A 20,644-nucleotide genomic window follows, 5' to 3' on the forward strand; every position below is an offset into this window, starting at 1 on the left:
CCCTTTTGAATGGGGGATTGATTGATCCAATCCCCCATTATCAGAGCGCATAAGACACGGTGAGCCAAGGGACGGCCCCTTCACGGGGCCGTCTTGGAACCGTATGAAGTGCAAGCTTCCTCAGTGCACCACCCGCCCAAAGTGGAACTGCCCGTCCAGCACGTCGACCGGGATCACATCCTTGGGTCCGAACTTGCCTTCCAGAATCAGCTTGGACAGCGGATTCTCGACCCGCTGCTGGATCGCGCGCTTGAGCGGCCGCGCGCCAAACACCGGATCAAAACCGACCTTGGCCAACTCGGCGATCGCCTCGTCGCTCACGTCCAGCTTCATCTCCAGTTTCTCCAGCCTGGATTCGAGAATCTTCAATTGGATCTTGGCGATGGCCGCGATGTTCTTGGCATCGAGCGCATGGAAGATCACCGTCTCGTCGATGCGGTTCAAGAACTCGGGTCTGAAATGCGCCTTCACCTCGCCCCAGACCGCTTCGCGGATCACCTCGGCAGGCTCACCGACCAGGCCCATGATCTGCTGAGATCCGAGGTTACTGGTCATCACGATCACGGTGTTCTTGAAGTCCACCGTGCGGCCCTGCCCGTCGGTCAGGCGGCCATCGTCCAAGACCTGGAGCAGCACGTTGAAGACATCCGGATGCGCCTTCTCGACTTCGTCCAGCAGCAGCACGCTATAGGGCTTGCGCCGCACCGCCTCGGTCAGATAGCCGCCTTCGTCGTAGCCCACATAGCCCGGCGGCGCGCCGATCAGGCGTGACACCGAATGTTTTTCCATGAACTCGCTCATGTCCATGCGAATCAGGTGCTCTTCGCTGTCGAACAAAAAGCCGGCCAGCGCCTTGCACAACTCGGTCTTGCCGACGCCGGTGGGGCCGAGAAACAAGAAGGAGCCCAGCGGCCGATTCGGGTCGCTCAAGCCCGCACGCGAACGCCGAATTGCATCGGCCACCGCCGTGATCGCCTCGTCCTGGCCGACCACGCGCTGATGCAACTTGCCTTCCATTTGTAAGAGCTTGTCGCGCTCGCCTTGCAGCAGCTTGGAGACCGGAATGCCGGTCGAGCGCGCCACTACTTCAGCGATTTCTTCGGCGCCGACCATGGTGCGCAAAAGGCTGGGCCGCGCACCTGGAGCGGCGTTCTTGCCTGACTTACCGGCTTCCTTGGCCTGCGCATCCTTGAGCTTGGTTTCCAGTTCAGGCAAGCGGCCATATTGCAGCTCGGCGACCTTGTTGAAGTCGCCTTTGCGCTTCCATTCCTCGATCTGCTGGCGGATCTGGTCGATCTCTTCCTTCACATGGGCCGAGCCCTGCGCCTGCGCCTTCTCGGCCAGCCAGATTTCTTCCAGATCGTTGTACTCGCGCTGCAGCTTGAGCAGCTCGACCTCGATCAGATCAAAGCGCTTGATCGAGCCTTCGTCCTTCTCGCGCCGCACCGCCTCGCGCTCGATCTTGAGCTGGATCATGCGTCTATCGAGCTTGTCCATCACCTCGGGTTTGGAGTCGATCTCGATCTTGATCTTGGCCGCCGCCTCGTCGATCAGATCGATGGCCTTGTCGGGCAGGAAACGGTCGGTGATGTAGCGGTGGCTCAGCTCGGCCGCGGCAATGATGGCCGGGTCGGTGATCTCCACGCCATGGTGAACCTCATACTTTTCCTGCAAGCCGCGCAGGATCGCAATCGTCGCCTCGACGCTGGGCTCGTCGACCAGCACCTTCTGGAAGCGCCGCTCCAGCGCCGCGTCTTTCTCCACGTATTTGCGGTATTCGTCCAGCGTGGTCGCACCGATGCAATGCAGCTCGCCGCGCGCCAAAGCAGGCTTGAGCATATTGCCGGCATCGATCGCGCCCTCGGCCTTGCCCGCGCCGACCATGGTGTGGATTTCGTCGATGAACAGGATCGTCTGGCCTTCGTCTTGCGCCACTTCTTTCAAGACCGACTTCAGACGTTCCTCGAAATCTCCACGGTATTTGGCACCGGCCAATAGCAGGGCCATGTCCAGCACCAGGATGCGCTTGTTTTTGAGCGAATCGGGCACCTCGCCGTTGACGATGCGCTGCGCCAGACCTTCGACGATGGCGGTCTTGCCCACACCGGGCTCGCCGATCAAGACCGGGTTGTTCTTGGTGCGGCGCTGCAGCACCTGGATCGAGCGGCGAATCTCGTCATCGCGCCCGATCACAGGGTCGAGCTTGCCGGCGCGTGCGCGCTCGGTCAGATCCAGCGTGTATTTCTTCAAGGCCTCGCGGTTGCCTTCAGACTCCTGGCTGTCGACTTTTTGGCCACCGCGCACCGCCTCGATCGCAGTTTCGAGCGCCTTGCGGTTCAGGCCATGGCCACGCGCGATGCCGGCCAGATCGGTCTTGGCGTCGCTGAGCGCCAGCAGGAACATCTCGCTGGCGATGAAATGGTCGCCGCGCTTGGAGGCCTCTTTCTCGGCCGCTTGCAGCAGTTGCACCAAGTCGCGCCCGGCACCCACTTGCTGGCCCTCGCCTTGCACCTGCGGCAAGCCGCTGACGATCGCATCAAGCGCCGTCTTCAGCGCAGCGGTCTTGACGCCACCGCGCTCCAACAAAGCCTTAGGACCATCTTCTTGGGCGAGCATCGCCACCAAGAGGTGGGCCGGCTCGATATAGGGGTTGCTGCGGTTGATGGCCGAACTCTGCGCCTCGGCCAGGGCTTCTTGAAAACGCGTGGTGAATTTATCGGGGCGCATGAATCATTCCTCCGGTTAGAGCTAGACGAGCAGATGAGGTAAAGCTTGGCTGATTTCAAGACGGGCAAAAAAACAAGGCTTGCCTTGACAATGCGAGTCAAATTTCAACCCGTGCTTCTTAACTATGAGCTTGAACCTTTATGCGGCCTCGGTGCCGGTTTTTCAACGCTATCTCGGGCAATTGAGTGCAATGCTTGATTTAGCTCAAACGCGGGTTCAGGCCGGCCCAATTTCAGAAGCCGACTTGCTCAGCGCTCGTTTGGCGCCCGATATGTTGCCGCTGCGATCCCAGGTCGAGGTGGCCGGCGGCTTTGTGCTGCGGGCCCTGGCGCCGCTCTTGGACCGCGAGTTGCCCGCGTTTGGCGACTTTTCAGCCGACTTGCGCGGGCTGCAAGCCATGATCCACGCTCACCAAGCTTGGCTGATGGACTTGACACCCGAGCAGTTCGCGGGCGCCGAAGCCAAACTCATCAGCAGCGACGCCGGCCACGCGACGATCAGGCTGCCAGCGGCCGATTTTCTATGCCAATTCGCGCTGCCTAACTTCTTCTTTCACCTGAGCTGCGCCTACGCCATCCTGCGCCAGCAAGGCGTGGCCTTGAGCAAAGAAGACTTCGACGGGTTGCATCGCTGGCGCTAGCCTTGCCCAGCAAGCACCTGCCGGTTATGAGGATTGGATTCAAGAAAGCTGGGCAAAAAAGCCGGCGGCACGAAGGGCTTGGCTTGCTCGATCCAGTCTCTGGCCTGTGCAAGTGCCTGCTGCGCTGCGGGCTCGTACGCCTTGCTTGCAGCCAGCGCCTGCGCCGCAAGCCAGCACAACTCCACCAGCTCCAGCTCCACCGGCTTGGCCTGTTCGATCCAGCGCAAGACCTGTTCGGCCTGGCCCGCTGCCTCTTGCCCGCGCCCCAAGCGGCGCAAAGCATCCGCGCGCCAAGCGCCAAGGCTGAGCCGCACGGACAAAAGCTCGGCAGGAACAAGGGCCTGCAAGCGATCACAGCGCACAAGCGCCGCCACAGCGCTCTCGTAGCGCAGGATGTTCAGCTCCAGAATACAGCGGTCCATCAGGTCCACGGTATCGCCATCCCAGGCCGCCTGCGCTTGCAAAAGACGCGGCAGCACGTCTTGCCTGTTCAGTGCATCGAGCCTGCATTCCAGGCACAGCCGAGCGATGCGGTTGCCCACCCGCAGACCGTCGGGCAGCGCTGTCATCACTTGGCGCGCCCGCGCCCATTGACCTAGGCGCAAATAGGCTTGGGCCAGCCGGTTCTCGGCAATCACCGTCCAGACCGGTGCCTGCCCCTGCCGAAACTCCTTCAAACACCAATCCAGCAATTCAAGCGCCTCGGCAAAGCGCCCCCGCAAAAACAAACTTGAGGCCACATGCAGCAAATTGCCGGCGTTGCCCGCGCCCCCGGGCTGCCCCATTCGCTCCCAGACCGACTTGATGCGCTCGTAGATGGGCAGGCTGGCCTCACCTTGGCCCAGCAATTGCTGGCAAACCGCAAGATTGCCCAGATGATCTGCCGCTTCGCTCAGGTCCCCCATGCCTTCGGCCAAAGCCGCGGCCTGCGCCAGCGGCGCCAGCGCCTGCTGATAGCGCGCACAGCCATGCAGCACATAGCCGTAGGCCCCAAAAAAATCGAGTTTGAGCCGGGCCTCGGGCTGGGCCAGCACCCAATCCTTGAGGCCCTCGAACAAGCCCAAGCCCTCCTCGGCACGCTGCGCGAACACCAAGGCAATGCCCAACCACGCGACTGCCAAGGCCTCGCTCGCCCGATCGCCCAGCGAGCGCGCCAAAGCCAGCGCCTCGACGCCGATGTCAAGCCCGCCCAAACCGCTCACCACAGCCTCGTACCGCCCACACAACAGCAAGGCCCGCAGCCGCTGGTTGTCGCCCTGAGCCTGGGTCAAGAGCGCGGCCAGCCGCCCATGCACTTTCTCGGGCGGCTCCGCCACCATGGCGGCTTGAAGCGCCAGGCACGCCACCTCAAACAACTGAGGCTGCGGGGCCTGTTGCCGCTGCAGACAGGCTTCGGCGCGCGCCATAAAGCTCAGCTCTTCAACCCGGCGCGATGCCTGCCGCGCCTGCTGCGCAGCCGCCAGCCATTGCTCTGCGGCATAGGCCCAGGCCTGCGCTAGCTGCCAATGCATGGCCACCACGGCGGCAGCCGAGCCGCCCGCTTGCAGCACCGGCGCAATGGCCGCATGCAACAGACAGGCCAGCGCCTGCGGCACCGAAGCTGCAGCAACTTCGGCGGCCAGATCGAAGGCAAAGCCGTCCTCGCTCATGAACTGCGCCGCCTGCAACTCGGCCCAGGCGTCCACCAGATCAACCGGATGCTGGCCCAGTACCGCAGCCACCCAGTCAAGGCGAAAGCGCGGACCCAACAAGGCCGCAACCCGCAGCAGGCGTAGCGCCGGCGCACTCAAAACGGCCAGTCGCTTGGCAATCAACGCCTGCAGCGGCGGCGCCAATGTCGTTTGCCCGGCCACCGCCTGCGCCAGTTGACCCGCCGCGCCGCGCAAGATCTCCAGCATGAACAAGGGCCGCCCGCCCGTAAGACGCTGCAAGTTAGCCAGCTGCTCGCAGTCTGGGGCCATAGCCACAGGCCGACCTTCCTGCGCGCCAAGCGCCGCCATAGGCAAGTCAAGTGACAGCACGAAGGCGGCCGCGGCCACTTCCGTCAAAGGGCCCAGTGTCAGCTCGAACAGACCGTCAGGCTCTCGGGCCAGCCACTGCGCCAGCGGCGCTGGCAAATCCTCGTCATTGCGCGCCGTCAGCACACAAAGCGCAGCCGCAGGCCCCACCTGCAAGGCCGGACTGGCCAGCACCGGCAGCAAGCACTCCAGCGAGGCCAGGTCAATCCACTGCACGTCATCCAGCAAAAGCCACTGCGTTGCAGCGCCTTGGCAGGCCTGCAGCAAGGCTGAACAGGCGCCCTGCAAGCGCTGCGGCTGCAAGGGGGCTGCAGCGGCCTCACCGAACGCGGGCAGGATGCGGGCTAGCTCCGCCAAGGCCCAGCCCGGCAAGTCGCCCGCCGCCGGGCCAAGAAGCTCCCAAAGCCCTTGCAGCCAACGCGCCAAGAATGCATAGGGCGTGGCTGCGTCCGCCGCCGAGGCCTTGATCACCAGCCCCGGCCCGGCGCTCGCGCAAAAGTCCTGCGCCAGCCGCGTCTTGCCCATGCCCGCCTCCCCGCGCACCAGCAGCAGCTGCCCGCGCTGCGCGGCGCTGGCCAAGGCCTGCCATTCGGCCTCGCGGCCGATCAGGCGCGGAGGGCGCCACAGCGCCGCCGCGAGCGCGGGTGGCAGCGCGACAGGGCGGGCCTGCGGCGCCGCAGAAACCGTCTGACGGGGCGGTGCGGAGCCTGCAGCCACACCCGCCGGCAAGGGCTGCAAAACCGGCGTCGCAGCCGGGCTGGCAGACGCGGCTTGCAGGGCCGGCGCGCTGGCCTCGCTGCGCTCTATCATCTCGGCCAGAGCCCGGGTCTCAGCCCCCGGCGTCACACCCAAGTCCTGCAGCAAACGCTGCCGGCAAGCCCGGTAAGCGGCCAAAGCGGCGGTGCGATCGCCGCGCCGGTAATGCAAGCGCATCAGGCGCCGATGCGCATGTTCGCTGCTGGGTTCATGGAGGGTCAGGTGTTGCGCCCAAATCAAGGCCTGCGCCAAATGGCCTTGCGCCTCCAGCGCCTCGGCCTGCTGCGCCGCCCAGCTACGCCGCTGCTTCAGCCACTGCTGCTGCATTTGCTCCACACGCTCGGCCAGCGGCTCGCAGTCCAGGTAGTTCAATCCGCCCAGCGGCACCGCCTCTTCGCTCAATAACTGCGGCTCGGCGCCTACATCAAGGTCATGACGCAGCCCGGGCCGCAGCGCCAGCATCTCGCCCTCGGCAAACACATCCGCAGCCAAGCGGCGCTTGAAGCGAAACAAGCGCTGGCGCAAATTGGTCAAAGCCATGCGCTCGCTCACATCGGGCCACAGCGCTTGGGCCATCTGCTTGCGGGAGGCCGCGCCGCTCAGCGCCAAGAACACCAACAGGGCCGCGTCCCGCCGCTCCAATAAATGGTCCGGCAAGCCCGGCCTCAACACCCTCGGCCGGCCCAACAGCCGCAAGTCCAAGCGATCCAGTGCAACAGCATGAGCTGTAAGAGCCGTCATCAGCCAAACCTCTGCAACAAAGTCGTCACAAACGAAGCGCCATCGTCGCTGACACCCCCCTGTTTGAAGGTTAGCACAGGCTCTTTACACGAACAGTGCGCAGCAGTAACGCGTCAGTAACGCGGGTCGGGAGATGCTGCGTTCAAGCCAACAAGCCGCGCAACTTGGATGCTGCCAGCGTCGGCAAATTGCGCCGAATCATTCGACTTACACAGATCCCCGCCTCAGGCTCAATTCAGGGAGAGAACCATGATTTTCAATGCGAAAGCGCAAATCCTCGTCGGCTTGACATTCTGCGGCGCGAACTGTCTCGCCGCCGGTGCAATGTCTGCAAGCAGTGTTTCCTACATCTATGGCGCGCCGCCAACGACTGCGCTCTACCAGACAAATACAACAGGCGCGACCACAGAGTCGTCAATATCTGCCAACACCAGCTACAACGGTGTGGAGAGTGCTTATGCCCAGGCCTCACTGCGAACAGCTTCACTCAAGGCCCGCTCCGGCGGCACCGCTGATCAAATCAACAGCCGGGCCTCCGCCCAGTTTGGCGACTCTTTTGGTGCCGTAGACAGTGCCACCGGTCAGGCCCACAACTGGCAAGCAAATGAAAAAGTCAGCTTCAACTTCGCCATTACCGGCGCAGTTCAACAATCGCTGAGCTCGGAGCAGATGTCGGCCTTGGATTCCCAGTTTTCGTCAATGAATCACTTTGGGATCAGCGTCTATCGCCCGGGATACTTCAGTCGCGCGGCGCGCATGGAAGAACTGTGGGCCTTGCCCTATACCGATGCGGTTGCACTGGAACTGTCGGTCTTGAATGCGGAGATCGACTCGCTCAGGATTGCTTCAACCCACGCTTGGCTTGGGCGGGTGTACACGCCTTGGTTCGATGGCTCGCAGGCGCCCTATATCAATATCGACGCCCAGAACCCGACCGTCGTTTCACTGGATTTTGCGCCGGGTGGCAGCTTCGAGTGGACGGCCTATCTGGAGGTCATGACCCGGTTCCAGCCGAGCACGCCGCTGGCCGAGCGTCCAACATTCGTTGCTGACTTTTCACACTCGATCGGGGTCAGTTTCACCGGGATTGATGGAACGGTCACCACATCCACTTCTGGCTACTTCCCCGACACCATTGCCGTCGCTGCAATTCCGGAGCCCAGCACTTGGGCGCTGATGCTGGGCGGTATGGGCCTGCTGAGCTGGCTGCGCAAGCAAAGCCCTAGCAAGCGCACAGAGCTGGCTTGACCCCCGAAAAAGTAAAGACCAGACCGCTGTCATCACCCGTTAGGAATATCGACATGAAAAATATTGATCGCAAGTTTGCACCAGCATCACCGAAACGCCGGCACCTGCGTTCGGCACTCAGACTCAGCTGCGTTGCCCTCGCGCTGGCAGCACTGCAAACGCCTGCCAGTGCAGTGGACTATCTCTGGAAAGGCAATTGGGGCAATTGGGAAGACGCCAATCAATGGACGCTGCTCGGCGTTCCGGGCGCGGCTGACGCTGTGGAGTTGGCCGGCGGCGCGAGTTGGCTGTCCACCACACGCGCGGTCAGCAGCCTGCGAATGAGCGGAGGGCAGCTCTGGGGTGATGGCTCTTTGACAAGCGGCAGCCTCGACTTTCGATCCGGGATTCTTGGCGGAGGCGGGCTCGCCGACACTTACCCGACCGGATTTACCACCATCACCGGCGCCGCTGTGTTTGACGGCTCCCGCAGCCAAGAGGTAGCCAACCACCACACCCTGAGCTTGCAAGGCAAGAGCACTTGGACGGCCGGCACGGGCTCGATCGGTGGCACCCCGTATGGTGGCTCCATCATCAACAACGCCAGCTTCACCGACCTCGGCACCGGCTCCAACGCGACCAATTCGAACAAGAGCCTGCGTGCTGCCAGCGAGTTTGGTGGCGGGGTCTTCATCAACAAGGGCAGCTTTGTGCGCGATGGCCTCGGCGTGACCCGAGCCTATGGCTTCGAGAACGCAGGCAATGTGCAAATTCAAAACGGTACGTTCCAAATGCGGGACACGGGCAGCTCAGCAGGCCAGATCCAAGTCAGCAAGGGCACCGAGCTGTCTTTTTACGAAAGCACAGCGACGGTCAGCGGCAGCATCAACAATCAAGGCCTGGTGAGTTTCGACAGGAGCAACGTCGCCCTGACAAACACGGCCACATTGAATGGAGATGTGAGCGTCCTGGGCGGCTTGGTCCGAAACGACAGCACCAACACGCTCAACACCTTGGTTCTGTCCGGCGGACAAATTGCGGGTACCGGCCACCTCACGGTGAAGAGCCTTGAATTCAAGGCCGGAATTCTGGGAGGAGGCGGGCTCAGCGACTCTTACCCGACCGGATTCACCACCGTGACCGGCGCCGCTTTTTTCGATGGTTCCAAGGGTCAAAATGTGGGCGCCAAGCACACGCTGACTTTGCAAGGCAACAGCACTTGGACGGCCGGCACCGGCACGATCGGTGGCACCCCGCATGGGGGCTCCATCATCAACAGCGCCAGCTTCACCGACCTCGGCACCGGCTCCAACGCGAGCGATTCCGACAAGAGCCTGCGTGCTTCCAGCGTGTTTGGTGGCGGTGTCTTCATCAACAAGGGAAGCTATGTGCGCAATGGCCTCGGCGTGACCCGGGCCTTTGGTTTCGAAAACGCGGGTGTGCTCCGAATCGAAGCCGGCACATTTGCTGACGAAGAGGGTTTCAGCAACAAAGGGACGGTTCAAATCGCTGATAAAGGCACGCTCAGAACTTCATTCACGAATGCAGGCCTTGTTCAAGGAACTGGACGGGTTGATACGGGTTCAGTCAACAATGCACTCGTCAACAATGGCACGATTGACCCAGGAATCGACGGCGCCTTAGGCACGCTGACCATCTCCGGCGACCTCACGCTTGCAGCCAATGGTGTGCTGCACATCGACCTCGCCAGCGCCGGCCAGTCGGACCAGTTGGTCGTCACCGATGATGCGCTCTGGGCCGGCGAGTTGTCGATCTGGGCAACACCCGGAACCGAGCTGCATCTTGGGGATGTCTACACCATCGCCAGCTACGGCAAACGCCAAGCCAACTCCAGCTTCCAAAACATCAGCTGGCACGGGCTGAGCGCCGACCAGTTCTCAGTGGACTACACCAGCAACAACATCACGCTGCGCGTCACGGCAGTGCCCGAGCCGGCCTCTATCGCCCTGCTGCTGGCCGGCCTGGGCTGGGTCGGATGGGTCAGCCGTAGAAAACTCAATGCCTGATTTCAATGCCTGAGACCGAGCGCTGACAAGCCGCTCAAACGGGCTTGTCGAACAATGATCGTTGCGGGGCCTGGAGCAATCCAGGCCCCTCCACATTGAGCATGGCGTCGACTGAGTCAGTTCGACACAGCTCCGCAAAAACCCCATCAGTAGTTTCCATATTTATCAAATATATTTATAGTATTCATACAAAAAACATTCTCTAATGCGGCACGGATGAGCTGGCATACCGCCAAGTCCATGACTTCGTGAACTGCTCCACCCCAGCCCACGAAAAGCCCCGCAGGAGAATTGAATGTCTTCGCTAAAACTGGCCCCAGGCGGCCAATTCCTAACTCAATGGCTCAGCGCCACCGGCGCCGCCCTCTTGCTCTGTGTCTACGCCCAAGCGGCACCCTCGACCGAGCAAGCACATAGCGCAATTGCGGCGCAGCAGCGCCAAAACCTGTTGCCGAATGACCCCGGCGCGCCTCGCCCAGGTAGCCACGCCGCACGCCTGGGCGTGCACCCGGCCCAGTTGCCTTTGCGCCGCGCGGACGACGCCGTCGCACAACGCCAGCGCATCGGCGAAGCGCCAACAGTCACTGATGCGAGCAGCCTGCCGGCCTCGGCCCAGGCGGCTTTGGCGGTGCAAAACGGCAGCACTATGCGGCAACTCGCCGCCGGCGCCGCTGCTCCACTGGCCTGCAGCGGCACCGACTTTGTCGGCAAGAGCGGCGCCGCCTTGATCGCCTTCATCGACGCCGCCGATCTGCGCGGCTGCATGTACCAGCTCTACTACGGCTCGGCCACCGACTACGCCACAGTCTTCAGCGATGCCAACATCATCACCGTCTCCAAGACCCTGAAGGCACGCGCCGAGCAGTACCCCGGCAACAACAGCAACAAGGCGATGAATCTGTTGTCCTTTTTGCGCACCGCGGGGTATTGGAGTTATCTATCGGTCTATGGCGACGCAGCCAACGGCATCCCGGCCGGCAGCCGCGTGATGATGAATACAGCGCTCGGCGCGCTCAAACAATTGATCGCCTCACCGCGCTTTTACGACAGCACCGAGGACAACGCCTACTTCGTCAGCGAGGTCTTCAAAACCGTCTCATCGGGCTTCGCGCGCGCTTACGCGCCGGCTGCCAAACGCTGGCTCGATCAGGTGCAGCCGGCCACGACCAAGATCGGCTACTGGACCAATGACGCCATCTTGAGCGCGATGAATGTGCTGTATTACGGCGAGTACCAGGCCGACTACCGCGCCGCAGTGGCCGCCGACGGCAGCTATGCGCAGACCCTGAGCGCCTTCCTCAGCCGCAATCTCAGCCTGCTCGGCAGCAACGAGAGTTACCACCTCGCCAATGCCATGGGCGAGCTCTTGCGCTTTGTGCAATACCCTGCCTTGAGCGCCCCAACCCGCAGCCTGGGGCTGAGCCAGATGGCGCATTTCCCGGTCACTGATGACAACACCATTGACGTCTGGATGCGCGCGGCCAGCATGGTCGACCAATACGATGCCAGCAACTGCGGCCTCTACGGCACTTGCAATGGCTATGAGACGGTTGCGCAGCTGAAGCTGCCGATCCGCTATGCCTGCGGCAGCCAATACACGATACGAGCGCAAGCGATGACGCCGGCTCAGCTGGCCGGCAGCTGCGCCAGCATCAGCCATCAAACGGCTTACTTCCACGCCTTGATGGGCACCGATGCAGAGCACCCGGTTGCCGACGACCACAATGAGACGCTGGAGCTTGTGGTGTTCGACAGCGCCAACCAATACAAACGCTTTTCCGGCTATCTGTTCGGCAACGACACCAATAACGGCGGCATGTATCTGGAGGGCTACCCGAGCGAGCCCGGCAATCAAGCCCGCTTCCTGGCGCACCGGGCTGACTGGTTGGGAGAATTCGAGATCTGGAATCTGAACCACGAATTTACCCATTACCTGGACGGACGCTACAACATGCGGGGCAATTTCGGCGACTACCCGCTGGAGCTGGGCGACGGCGCCGTCGCCAACTCCGCCGTTTGGTGGATCGAGGGTGTGGCCGAATATGTGTCCTACAGCTACAGGCGCGCCTACTACGCCGACGCGACCTCACGTGCCCAGACCGCGCCGCTGCCCTTGAGCGAGCTGCTGAGGAACACCTACTCCAGCGGCCAGACCCGCGTCTATAACTGGGGCTATCTGGCGGTGCGCTACATGCTGGAACGCCAGCTTGAGCAGGACGGCGCCTTCTTGCCCAAGATGCGGGCCGGCGACTATGCCGCCTACAGCGAGCAAATCTCGGCCCTTGGCACCTCATTGGACGCGGACTTCAGCCACTGGCTCAGCCAATGCGTCGGCGGCGGTGATATTGCGAGCTCCACCTGTCTGAGCCAGCGCGCCAGCACCTTGCCGCTGCTAACGCCAAATGCCTTGGGCGAATGCAATCTCAGCGCCAGCAACCGGCTGGCCAATGGCTGCGCGCGCAGCTTGACCCCGGGCTCGGTGATGCAGTTCGCCATCCCCTCCAGTTCCTGGGCGCAAAGCATCTTCACGCTCAGCGGCGTGAGCGGCAGCGCCGACATCTATGTCCGCGCCGACGGCTGGGCCAGCCCCAGCAACTACGGCGATATGGCCAGCAGCAGCGGCGGCAAGGTTTCCGTCAAGGTGCCGACCGGCAGCAGTGGCTGGAGCTATGTGACCGTGGTCCCGCGCAGCGGCTTCACCAAAGCCACTTTGCGCGGCATGTTCAGCGAGTTGCCCTTTGCTGCAGCAAGCAAGCCTGGCAAGTCAAAAGTTGCCCCTGGCCAAACATCAGCAAGCCATTAAATCCATCAAGGGCGGCGCATCAACTCCAAAGCAGGCGTCGCCTACTCTTCAGAGAGAAAATCCATGAAACCACGCAACACCCTCATTGCACTGGCAGCCGCTGCCATGCTCAGCCTGCCCGCCCAGGCGGAAATCCTGGTCTTCCATTCGCAAGCTGCCTTCCAGGCCGCCAGCAGCGGCCTGGGCAGCGACAGCTTTCAAGGCCTCAGCACCGGCGAGGCGCTCAGCGGTCCGCTGTTGCGCCAAGCCGGCGACCAGGCCTACCGCGTCAGCGCGCTGGACGGCATCGAGAACCAGTTCTACCCGGTGGAGGGGGAGAACGGCGCGGTTTGGCTGTCAGCCAACCGCAGCCAAGCGCATCTGCTGTTTGATGGCTTCAACGCTGGCGTGCGCGCCATTGGCGGCAACTTTCTCGCCACCACCTATTTGGGTGAACCTTGGGCTGATGCGCGCCTGAACATCACGCTTACCGATGCCAGCGGCCAGCACCTGCAGCAGCTGGATCTGTCCAGCGCCAGCGGCTTCTTGGGCTTTATCAGCACCGATCAATTGACGAGTTTTGACATCGCCTTGTTCGACAGCAATTTGGCAGTCTTCCCGACCGTGCAGGACTTCAGCCTGGGTCTGGCCGCTGCTGTGCCTGAGCCCACGCCAGCAGCGCTGCTCTTGGCCGGATTGGGGCTGCTGGCTTTGCGGCAACGCCGCAGCTGCCAAGCCTGAGGGTGGCGTAGCATGGCTGCAAACTCAATGGAGATGTCAGCCATGCGAATGCTTCTCGCCAGCCTAGCCCTTTGCTTGCCATGGGGCTTGGCGCTCGCCCAGGCGCAGCCACCCTCAGCGGCCCTCAGCACCACAAGTACGACCAGTCCGATCTACAACGCTGAAATGGCAAGTGCCGTCGGCGCTGACGACTACGGCATGAAAAAGTATGTGCTGGTGGTCCTGAAAACCGGGCCATCGCCCATGCCTGCTGGCGCAGAACGCAGCGCGATGTTCAAAGGGCATTTTGCCAATATCAATCGCCTGGCCGCCGAGGGCAAGTTGGCCCTGGCCGGGCCTTTTGACGGCGTGGACGGCTGGCGCGGCCTGTTCATCCTGGCCGTCAGCGACATCGAAGAAGCCAAGCAGCTGACTCAGACCGACCCCGTCATCAGCAGCGGCGAGATGGTGGCCGAGTATCACAAGTATTACGGCTCGGCGGCGCTGATGCTGGTGAATGACGCGCACAAGAAACTGGCGAAGAAGAGCTTTTGAGCCCACCTCACTCGGATTGATTCAGCGAACGAGGTTTGCGATGCCGCGCTACTTCAATGCTGTCTGCGTATGCGGCTGCGTCTGGGTAGGCGCAGAATTCAAACTCTCCAACCATTTCGCAAACTCCGCGTCCAAGCTGCTGCCCCAGCCGCGCAGCAAGGCTTGGTAGCGGGGGTAGTCGCCGCTGCGCGTGAAGCTCAACATCTGCTCCAGCCGCGGGCGCTGCTGCTCCAGCATGAAGCGGGCGGCCAAATAACCCCAAGCATAGACGCGCTCATCGCCGCTATTGCTCATATAGCCGGTGTCAAACAACTGGCTCAGGCTGAAGACCTTGCTGCCGGCCAACTTCAAGGCTCTGGGGTGATCGGCGCCGCGCGCGATGTACTCGGCCACGCCTTCGGTCCACCAGATCAGATAGGGTGTTTGCGGCGCTGGCTTGGCGCAATTCTCCGGCGGCTCATGGGAGTCATGCAGATTGGCGCAAAAGTCACCATAGAGGTTGAAGCGCCCATCCAGATAATGCACATACTCGTGCCCAAGATTGCGCACGCTGCCGTCCTTGTTCTGGTTGGCAACAAATTCGGCGCGATTGCCGGTCTGCTCGGGCAGGCCTTCCAGGTACATGCCGCCGTTATTCGTCGGCATATTGAAATGCGCGCCCGCATAACGAATAAATTCATCGGCAGAGGCATAAATATTGGCGCGCAAGGAGTTGTTCAAGTCATGCTTGACCGGCTTGCCCTCGGTGCCGAACACCCGGTGAAAGCGAGCCTCGATATCGGCCAACTCTTGGCAGATGGCCTGCTCTTGCTGGGGGCTCAAGGCTTGGGAGCGCAAGTCCAGCGTGGCGCTGCAGCGATAGCCGCGACTCAAGACCTGGTCCGTGCCGCCTAGCTCAACCGCGACTGGCTTGACTTCAACTGCGGTATGGACTTCAGCGGCAACCGCTTGCGTCGCCGCCAAGAATCCCAGGCTCAGCAGCAAGCTGATGGCCACACAAACATCCCTGCACGCAAGCGTGCCGGCAGCCGCAAATTGGTTCATCGTGCTCAACTCTGTCTCCCCGCTCATGCGTCCAAATCACTAATATATCTGAAATATAAGTTGTATTTGAATCACGGAGCAGCGAGCAAACCCGTAAACCACCGCGCAGCTCAGCGCAAGCGATCGTGCATGCGCAAGGCCGTGCTGAAACAAGGCCAATGACTCGGCCGAGTTGGCCCAAAGGTGCTCAGCACGCCCAACAAATCGGCGACCAAATAAATCATTGGGCCGTGGCCATTGCAAGCCATGGCCATACCGATCACGCGCCAAGCGGCCAGATGGGCCATCGGCATACCGAGCGCAAAGCCAGCGAAGCTGGTGCAAGGGTGATTGCGCCACATGCTGGTATTCCAGCGCAGCGCTGGCGCCAAGCTTCGAGTCGCTGTTGCCAACAAGCCCGGCACCCTGGCCGTCCAAGCGGCAATGCCCCCCTTGCTTGGGGGGATGCCGCCTCTTTCACCCCCTCAAACTAGGGGGATCGAGAGCCCAATTGCCCGCTTGCACACCAGACAATGCAGACATCGCAGGAAGTTGGGATTGACCGGCTTTCAAGAATGTGGTCGCTATCCTCCCCTGTTAACTGGAATAAGTCTTATGCAAACCCAACTCCGCACCCTCGCAACTGCTGTTGCCCTGACGCTGTCAGCTGCCACAGCGTTTGCCGCGCCTGCTCTGCTGACCGTCGGTTCGGCCGACTTCAGCAGCGCCACCAGCGGCCTGGGTTGGGGCAATAATGCTTGGGCCACTGCGGCCGCCAGCTTCCAGAATGGCCAGCTGCTGCTCAGCGGCACAAACGAAAACGCAGCCACCCGAAAGCTGAACAACAGCATTAGCTCTGCAGTGCGAGTGGAATTCGACCTCAGCTTCAGCGGCGTACTGAGCAGCAACGACTTTGCCGCCCTGTGGTTCGGCAACTCGAACGGTCCCAATATCGGCTTGAAGGCCAACTGCGGCGGCAACTGCAGCAACGACTTGTTTGTGCGCGGCAGCGGCAGCGCCGGCTCTTTCGCGAATAACTTCGACATCAGTAACAACACCGTGTACCACCTGATGGGCTTGCTGGAAAAAACCGGCAAGAGCGCAAACTACGACAGTTTCAAGCTCTGGGTTAACCCCAGCGAAACCGAGCGTGTGCAGCTGACCGGCGCCGATACCTTCTCGAACTTGACCTCAAACCTGAGCAGTTTTGACAAGATCGGCTTTCGCACCGCCAACCTCACAGGTAACGACCGGGTCAGCATCGACAACCTGAACATCAGCGTGGTGCCCGAGCCCGCTTCGTTGGCCTTGACCGGGCTTGGCCTGGCACTCCTGGCCTTCACCAAGCGTCGTCGCGTAGGCTGATTCGCAGGCGGCCTTGGCAGATCCCCCTCTGCCAAGGCCCGTCCGCACTGCCGCATAAGCAAAAGGCTCGTCTCATGGACGAGCCTTTTTTTTTGGGGCTCAAAGCAGCCCGGTCGAGCCGCGCTGAATGCCTGCTGATTGCCATCAAGCCCGCAATAGCCGCATCCCGATGGCCGCGCAGGCAAGCCCGCCCAGCATATGGGCGCCGGCATGCGTGAGCAGCAGACCGTAGTGGCCGCGCTGCAGCAGACTCAAGGACTCGGCCGAGAAGGCCGAAAAAGTGGTCAGCCCACCCAAAAAGCCGGTGACCAGTAAGAGCTTGAGTAAATCGTTGGGGCTGCGGCCAAACCAGGCCATCGCCATGCCGATCAAGAATCCACCGACCAGATTGACGGCCAAGGTACCGAGCGGAAAGCCGGCATAGCTGGCGTTCAGCCAAAGACCTGTGCCCCAACGCGCCAACGCCCCGACGGCCGCACCACCGGCGACGGCCGCCGCCTGCAGGAATATCGCCGTCGTCATACGCGGGCGTTGCTCGAGACCAAGCCCCAGCGCGCCAGCGCCGCGTCGTCGCTGTCTCGCGCATCGACCCACTGGGCGCCCTCGGGCGTGGTTTCCTTCTTCCAGAACGGCGCCTGCGTCTTCAGATAGTCCATCAAAAACTCGCAGGCCTGAAAAGCCTGACCGCGATGCGCCGAGGCCACCAGCACCAACACGATCTGATCACAGGCCAACAAGGCGCCGACGCGGTGAATCACCCGCGCGGCGCGAATATCAAAGCGCGCAAAGGCCGCGTCAATCATGCGCTCGATCGCCGCTTCGGTCATGCCGGGGTAATGTTCCAACTCCATGGCGCTGACGTTCTGGCCATGACTGGCATCTCGCACGGTGCCGACAAAAGCCACCACGGCACCTATACCGCCGTCTTGCCCACGCAGGGCCAGCGTTTGCGCGCCCAGATCAAAGTCTTCGGTCTGAATGCTGACACGGGGAATTTTCTTCATGGCGGAATTGTGCCTGCACCCGACGGTGAAAATCACCCACAGGAGGGAGTAAAACCCGGCCACAGATGTCGCATACTGCTGCGCACGCCTACAACCAAGGAGCACGCCATGGGACTGATGGACTTCATCAAGAAACAGTTCATAGACATTATTCAGTGGACCGAAGACACCGACGGTACGCTGGCCTGGCGCTTCCCCATGGCTGATATGGAAATCCAGCAAGGCGCCTCGCTGACCGTGCGCGAGTCGCAGGTCGCCGTCTTCGTCAATGAAGGCAAGGTTGCAGATATGTTTGGGCCCGGCATGCACAAGCTGACGACGCAGACGCTGCCGATCCTGACCTATCTGAAGAACTGGGACAAGCTGTTCGAGTCACCCTTCAAGAGCGATGTCTACTTCTTCAGCACCCGCCAGCAAATCGATCAGCGCTGGGGCACCCAGCAGCCGGTGACGATTCGCGACAAGGATTTTGGCGCGGTGCGCTTGCGCGCCTTTGGCAACTTCGCCTATCGCATCGGTGACGCCAAACTGTTTCACACCGAGATTTCCGGCACGCGCGAGCGCTACAGCGTGCAAGACCTGGACGGCCAACTGCGCGGCATGATGCTGCAGCACATCAGCGACGCGGTCGCCCAGGCCGGCATCCCTTTTCTTGACCTGGCCGCCAATCAGGTGGAATTTGCCAAACAGTTGCAAACCGTCACGGCGCCAGAGTTCGAGAAAATTGGCCTGAAGCTGGAGAGCGTGACGCTGCAAAACGTCTCGCTGCCCGAGGAGTTGCAAAAGATCCTCGACCAGAAAATAGGCATGGGCATGATTGGCCAGAACATGGGCCAGTTCATGCAGTACCAAACCGCGCAAGCGATCCCCAAGTTTGCTGAAGGGGCCGGCAATGGCGGCGGCGGCGGTGGCGTGGCCGGTGACGCGATGGGCCTGGGGGCAGGTCTTGCCATGGGTCAGGTGATGGCGCAGCAATTGCAAGCCGGTTTGGCGGGTCATGCTGCCCCAGCTGCAGCGGCGACCGCCCCGGTACAAACCGCCGATGACATCATGGCCTTGCTGGAAAAGCTTGGTGATCTGAAGGCCAAGGGCATCTTGACCGACGAGGAGTTCGCCGCCAAGAAGGCCGAACTGCTGAAGAAGCTCGGCTGATTCTCCTTTGAGTCAACCGGCATCCTCTCAGCGCCGCTGGAGCGCGGCCTGCCCGAACTGCGGCGCTCAGGTTGAGTTCGCGTCGGCGGCTTCGGCCAGCGCGGTTTGCAGCTTCTGCCGCAGCAGCCTGCTGCGCGACGGTGAAGCATTGCGCAAAATCGGCATCAGCGCCGAGTTGCTGGCTGACTATTCGCCGCTGCAGCTGGGTGCCGGCGGCCGCTTCGCCGGCGAGGCCTTCTCTGTGCTTGGACGCCTGCAGCTGGGCTATAGCGGCGACAGCTGGAACGAATGGCATGTGCTGTTTGATTCGGGCAAGAGCGGCTGGCTGAGCGAAGATAACGGCCAATTCGTGCTGAGCTTTGACGCCACCTTAAGCGAAGCGCCGCCGCAGTCGCATGAACTGGTGCTGGGCGATTTGCTGGTGCTGGCTGGCCAGAGTTGGCGGGTAGCGGCGCTGACGCAGGTCAAGGTCTTGGCCGCGCAAGGCGAGTTGCCGCGCCCGCCCGAGCTGCAAACAGCGCATTGGCTGGCCGAGCTGCGCAATGACAAGAACGAAGTCGGCACGCTGGACTTTTTTCAAACCGGCGCCGTTCAATGGTCACTGGGCCGGCCGGTACGCTTTGAAGAACTGGCCATGTACGGCCTGCGAGAAGACAAACAAGAGGCCGCGTTCAAAGCACGCAGCTTTGAGTGCCCCAGCTGCGGTGCGGCGCTGACGCCGAAGTTGGCCATCAGCAAGGCCATCGTTTGCGGCCAATGCCAGGCAGTGGTCGACATCTCGCAAGGCCTGTCTGCCGATCTGGGGCACTACGCGCAAGAAAATGGCGGCCGCGAGCCGCAGATTCCGCTCGGCGCTATTGGTCAGTTGGCATTTGACGGAAGCTCGCAGCGCCCCTGGCAAGTGCTCGGCTACCAAGAGCGCTGCGACTTGCCAGCTGCAGGCAGCGACGACGAGCAGACCTTCTGGCGCGAGTACTTGCTTTTCAACAAGCTGGAGGGCTTTGCATTTCTGGTGGACACCGAGGAAGGTTGGAGTTTGGTGCGCCCGCTGACCGGCTCACCGCAAGGCAGCGGCGACAAGGTCCAATGGCAGGGCAAGGGTTTCAAAAAACGCTGGACCTACCGAGCCAAGGTCACTCATGTGCTGGGCGAGTTTTATTGGCAAGTCGAGCGTGAACAACAAGCCTTGATCAGCGACTACGAAGGCGCCTCGGGCAATCCGGGTGCACTGCTCAGTCGCGAGCAGACCGACAAGGAAGTCACCTGGAGTCTGGGCCAAAAGATCGATGCCGGCGCAGTCGCCAAAGCCTTCAAGCTGGCAGCGGACGCGGGCTCCGGTTTGACACGCGATGCCGGCAGCCTCAGCAGCCGAGGCACGGACCCGCGCTTTGTGCGCAACTTCGTGCTCGGTCTGTTCGCGCTGTTCTTTGTCTTCATGCTGGTGAAGTCCTGCAGCGGCGATGACTGCCAGAGCTACAAGGACAACTTCGGGGAAGCGAGTACCGAATATGCGCAGTGCCTGCGTAGCGGCGGCCCGCGTATCTATCCCGGGGGTGGGTCCTACAGCGGTGGCTCCTACGGCGGCTCGGGCAGCGGCGGCGGCGGCCACAAATGAATTTTTCGGCCGCACCTTAGCAATCAGATTTCAAGGAGAACCCTATGAGTGGATTTGAATGGTTACGCCCGGCCGTTGTGCTGGGCTCCATCTTGTATGCCGTGATCGGCGTGCTGGTGTTCTGGATCAGCTTTGTCATCATCGACAAGCTGACGCCTTACAAGCTGTGGGAAGAAATCGTCGAGGAAAAGAATGTCGCGCTGGCCATCGTGGTGGCGGCGATGTGTATCTCGATCGGGCTGATCGTCGCGGCAGCGATTCACGGTTGAGGAATGGCCTTGGCCAACACCGC

The 20,644-nt window shown here is 61.8% G+C and carries 16 protein-coding genes; 10 read left to right on the forward strand and 6 right to left on the reverse strand.

Annotated elements, in window-relative coordinates; genetic code table 11:
- Window positions 1-120: 120 nt before the first annotated feature.
- The gene (gene clpB / locus LNV09_RS14035) at window positions 121-2,727 is read right to left on the reverse strand and encodes an ATP-dependent chaperone ClpB (RefSeq protein ID WP_263557691.1); all 2,607 of its coding nucleotides are present in this window, start codon (window positions 2,725-2,727) and stop codon (window positions 121-123) included.
- A gap of 124 nt (window positions 2,728-2,851) precedes the next feature.
- Between clpB and LNV09_RS14040 the strand changes: the two genes are divergently transcribed.
- On the forward strand, window positions 2,852-3,367 hold the full coding sequence (locus LNV09_RS14040; RefSeq protein WP_263557692.1) for a DUF1993 domain-containing protein: 516 nt from the start codon (window positions 2,852-2,854) through the stop codon (window positions 3,365-3,367).
- On the opposite strand, the gene LNV09_RS14045 is transcribed toward LNV09_RS14040, so the two are convergent.
- Window positions 3,364-6,882 (reverse strand): ATP-binding protein, encoded by a 3,519-nt coding sequence (locus LNV09_RS14045; protein WP_263557693.1) that lies wholly within the window; start codon window positions 6,880-6,882, stop codon window positions 3,364-3,366. The genes LNV09_RS14040 and LNV09_RS14045 overlap by 4 nt on opposite strands.
- Window positions 6,883-7,050: 168 nt before the next feature.
- Between LNV09_RS14045 and LNV09_RS14050 the strand changes: the two genes are divergently transcribed.
- The 5 genes from LNV09_RS14050 to LNV09_RS14070 all read left to right on the forward strand — a co-directional run bounded on the left by LNV09_RS14050 (window position 7,051) and on the right by LNV09_RS14070 (window position 14,193).
- Complete coding sequence (locus LNV09_RS14050; protein ID WP_263557694.1) at window positions 7,051-8,130, forward strand: PEP-CTERM sorting domain-containing protein; 1,080 nt, start codon at window positions 7,051-7,053, stop codon at window positions 8,128-8,130.
- A 53-nt stretch (window positions 8,131-8,183) separates the two neighbouring features.
- A complete protein-coding gene (locus LNV09_RS14055) occupies window positions 8,184-10,136 on the forward strand; it encodes a PEP-CTERM sorting domain-containing protein (RefSeq protein ID WP_263557695.1) in 1,953 nt (650 codons plus the stop codon).
- A gap of 295 nt (window positions 10,137-10,431) precedes the next feature.
- Window positions 10,432-12,939, forward strand: a complete 2,508-nt coding sequence (locus tag LNV09_RS14060; protein ID WP_263557696.1) for a M9 family metallopeptidase — start codon at window positions 10,432-10,434, stop codon at window positions 12,937-12,939.
- Between the two features lie 63 nt (window positions 12,940-13,002).
- Entirely contained in the window at window positions 13,003-13,659 is a 657-nt protein-coding gene (locus tag LNV09_RS14065; RefSeq protein ID WP_263557697.1) for a PEP-CTERM sorting domain-containing protein, read from the forward strand.
- 42 nt (window positions 13,660-13,701) lie between these two features.
- The gene (locus LNV09_RS14070) at window positions 13,702-14,193 is read left to right on the forward strand and encodes a YciI family protein (RefSeq protein WP_263557698.1); all 492 of its coding nucleotides are present in this window, start codon (window positions 13,702-13,704) and stop codon (window positions 14,191-14,193) included.
- A gap of 48 nt (window positions 14,194-14,241) precedes the next feature.
- On the opposite strand, the gene LNV09_RS14075 is transcribed toward LNV09_RS14070, so the two are convergent.
- Together LNV09_RS14075 and LNV09_RS14080 are read right to left on the reverse strand one after the other, a co-directional pair.
- Window positions 14,242-15,237 carry a collagenase gene (locus LNV09_RS14075; protein ID WP_263557699.1) on the reverse strand — a complete coding sequence of 332 codons (996 nt, stop codon included), beginning with the start codon at window positions 15,235-15,237 and terminating at the stop codon, window positions 14,242-14,244.
- A 110-nt stretch (window positions 15,238-15,347) separates the two neighbouring features.
- Entirely contained in the window at window positions 15,348-15,578 is a 231-nt protein-coding gene (locus tag LNV09_RS14080) for a hypothetical protein (protein WP_263557700.1), read from the reverse strand.
- Between the two features lie 253 nt (window positions 15,579-15,831).
- Here LNV09_RS14080 and LNV09_RS14085 point away from each other — a divergent pair, with 253 nt between their 5' ends.
- A complete protein-coding gene (locus LNV09_RS14085; RefSeq protein WP_263557701.1) occupies window positions 15,832-16,581 on the forward strand; it encodes a PEP-CTERM sorting domain-containing protein in 750 nt (249 codons plus the stop codon).
- A 144-nt stretch (window positions 16,582-16,725) separates the two neighbouring features.
- Here LNV09_RS14085 and crcB read toward each other — a convergent pair whose 3' ends face one another.
- Window positions 16,726-17,103: a fluoride efflux transporter CrcB gene (crcB, locus tag LNV09_RS14090; protein WP_263557702.1), complete on the reverse strand. Its 378-nt coding sequence runs from the start codon at window positions 17,101-17,103 to the stop codon at window positions 16,726-16,728.
- Window positions 17,100-17,585 (reverse strand): molybdenum cofactor biosynthesis protein MoaE, encoded by a 486-nt coding sequence (locus LNV09_RS14095; RefSeq protein ID WP_263557703.1) that lies wholly within the window; start codon window positions 17,583-17,585, stop codon window positions 17,100-17,102. The genes crcB and LNV09_RS14095 overlap by 4 nt, the downstream gene beginning before the upstream one ends.
- A gap of 108 nt (window positions 17,586-17,693) precedes the next feature.
- Between LNV09_RS14095 and LNV09_RS14100 the strand changes: the two genes are divergently transcribed.
- From LNV09_RS14100 to LNV09_RS14110, 3 genes are read left to right on the forward strand one after another with little or no spacing between them, the layout of a single operon-like run.
- On the forward strand, window positions 17,694-18,737 hold the full coding sequence (locus LNV09_RS14100) for an SPFH domain-containing protein (RefSeq protein ID WP_263557704.1): 1,044 nt from the start codon (window positions 17,694-17,696) through the stop codon (window positions 18,735-18,737).
- Window positions 18,738-18,744: 7 nt separating this feature from the next.
- A complete protein-coding gene (locus tag LNV09_RS14105) occupies window positions 18,745-20,352 on the forward strand; it encodes a DUF4178 domain-containing protein (protein WP_263557705.1) in 1,608 nt (535 codons plus the stop codon).
- Between the two features lie 44 nt (window positions 20,353-20,396).
- Window positions 20,397-20,621 carry a DUF350 domain-containing protein gene (locus tag LNV09_RS14110; RefSeq protein WP_263557706.1) on the forward strand — a complete coding sequence of 75 codons (225 nt, stop codon included), beginning with the start codon at window positions 20,397-20,399 and terminating at the stop codon, window positions 20,619-20,621.
- Window positions 20,622-20,644: the final 23 nt, after the last annotated feature.

The organism is Paucibacter sp. B2R-40 (assembly GCF_025717555.1).
Classification (GTDB): domain Bacteria; phylum Pseudomonadota; class Gammaproteobacteria; order Burkholderiales; family Burkholderiaceae_C; genus Paucibacter_A.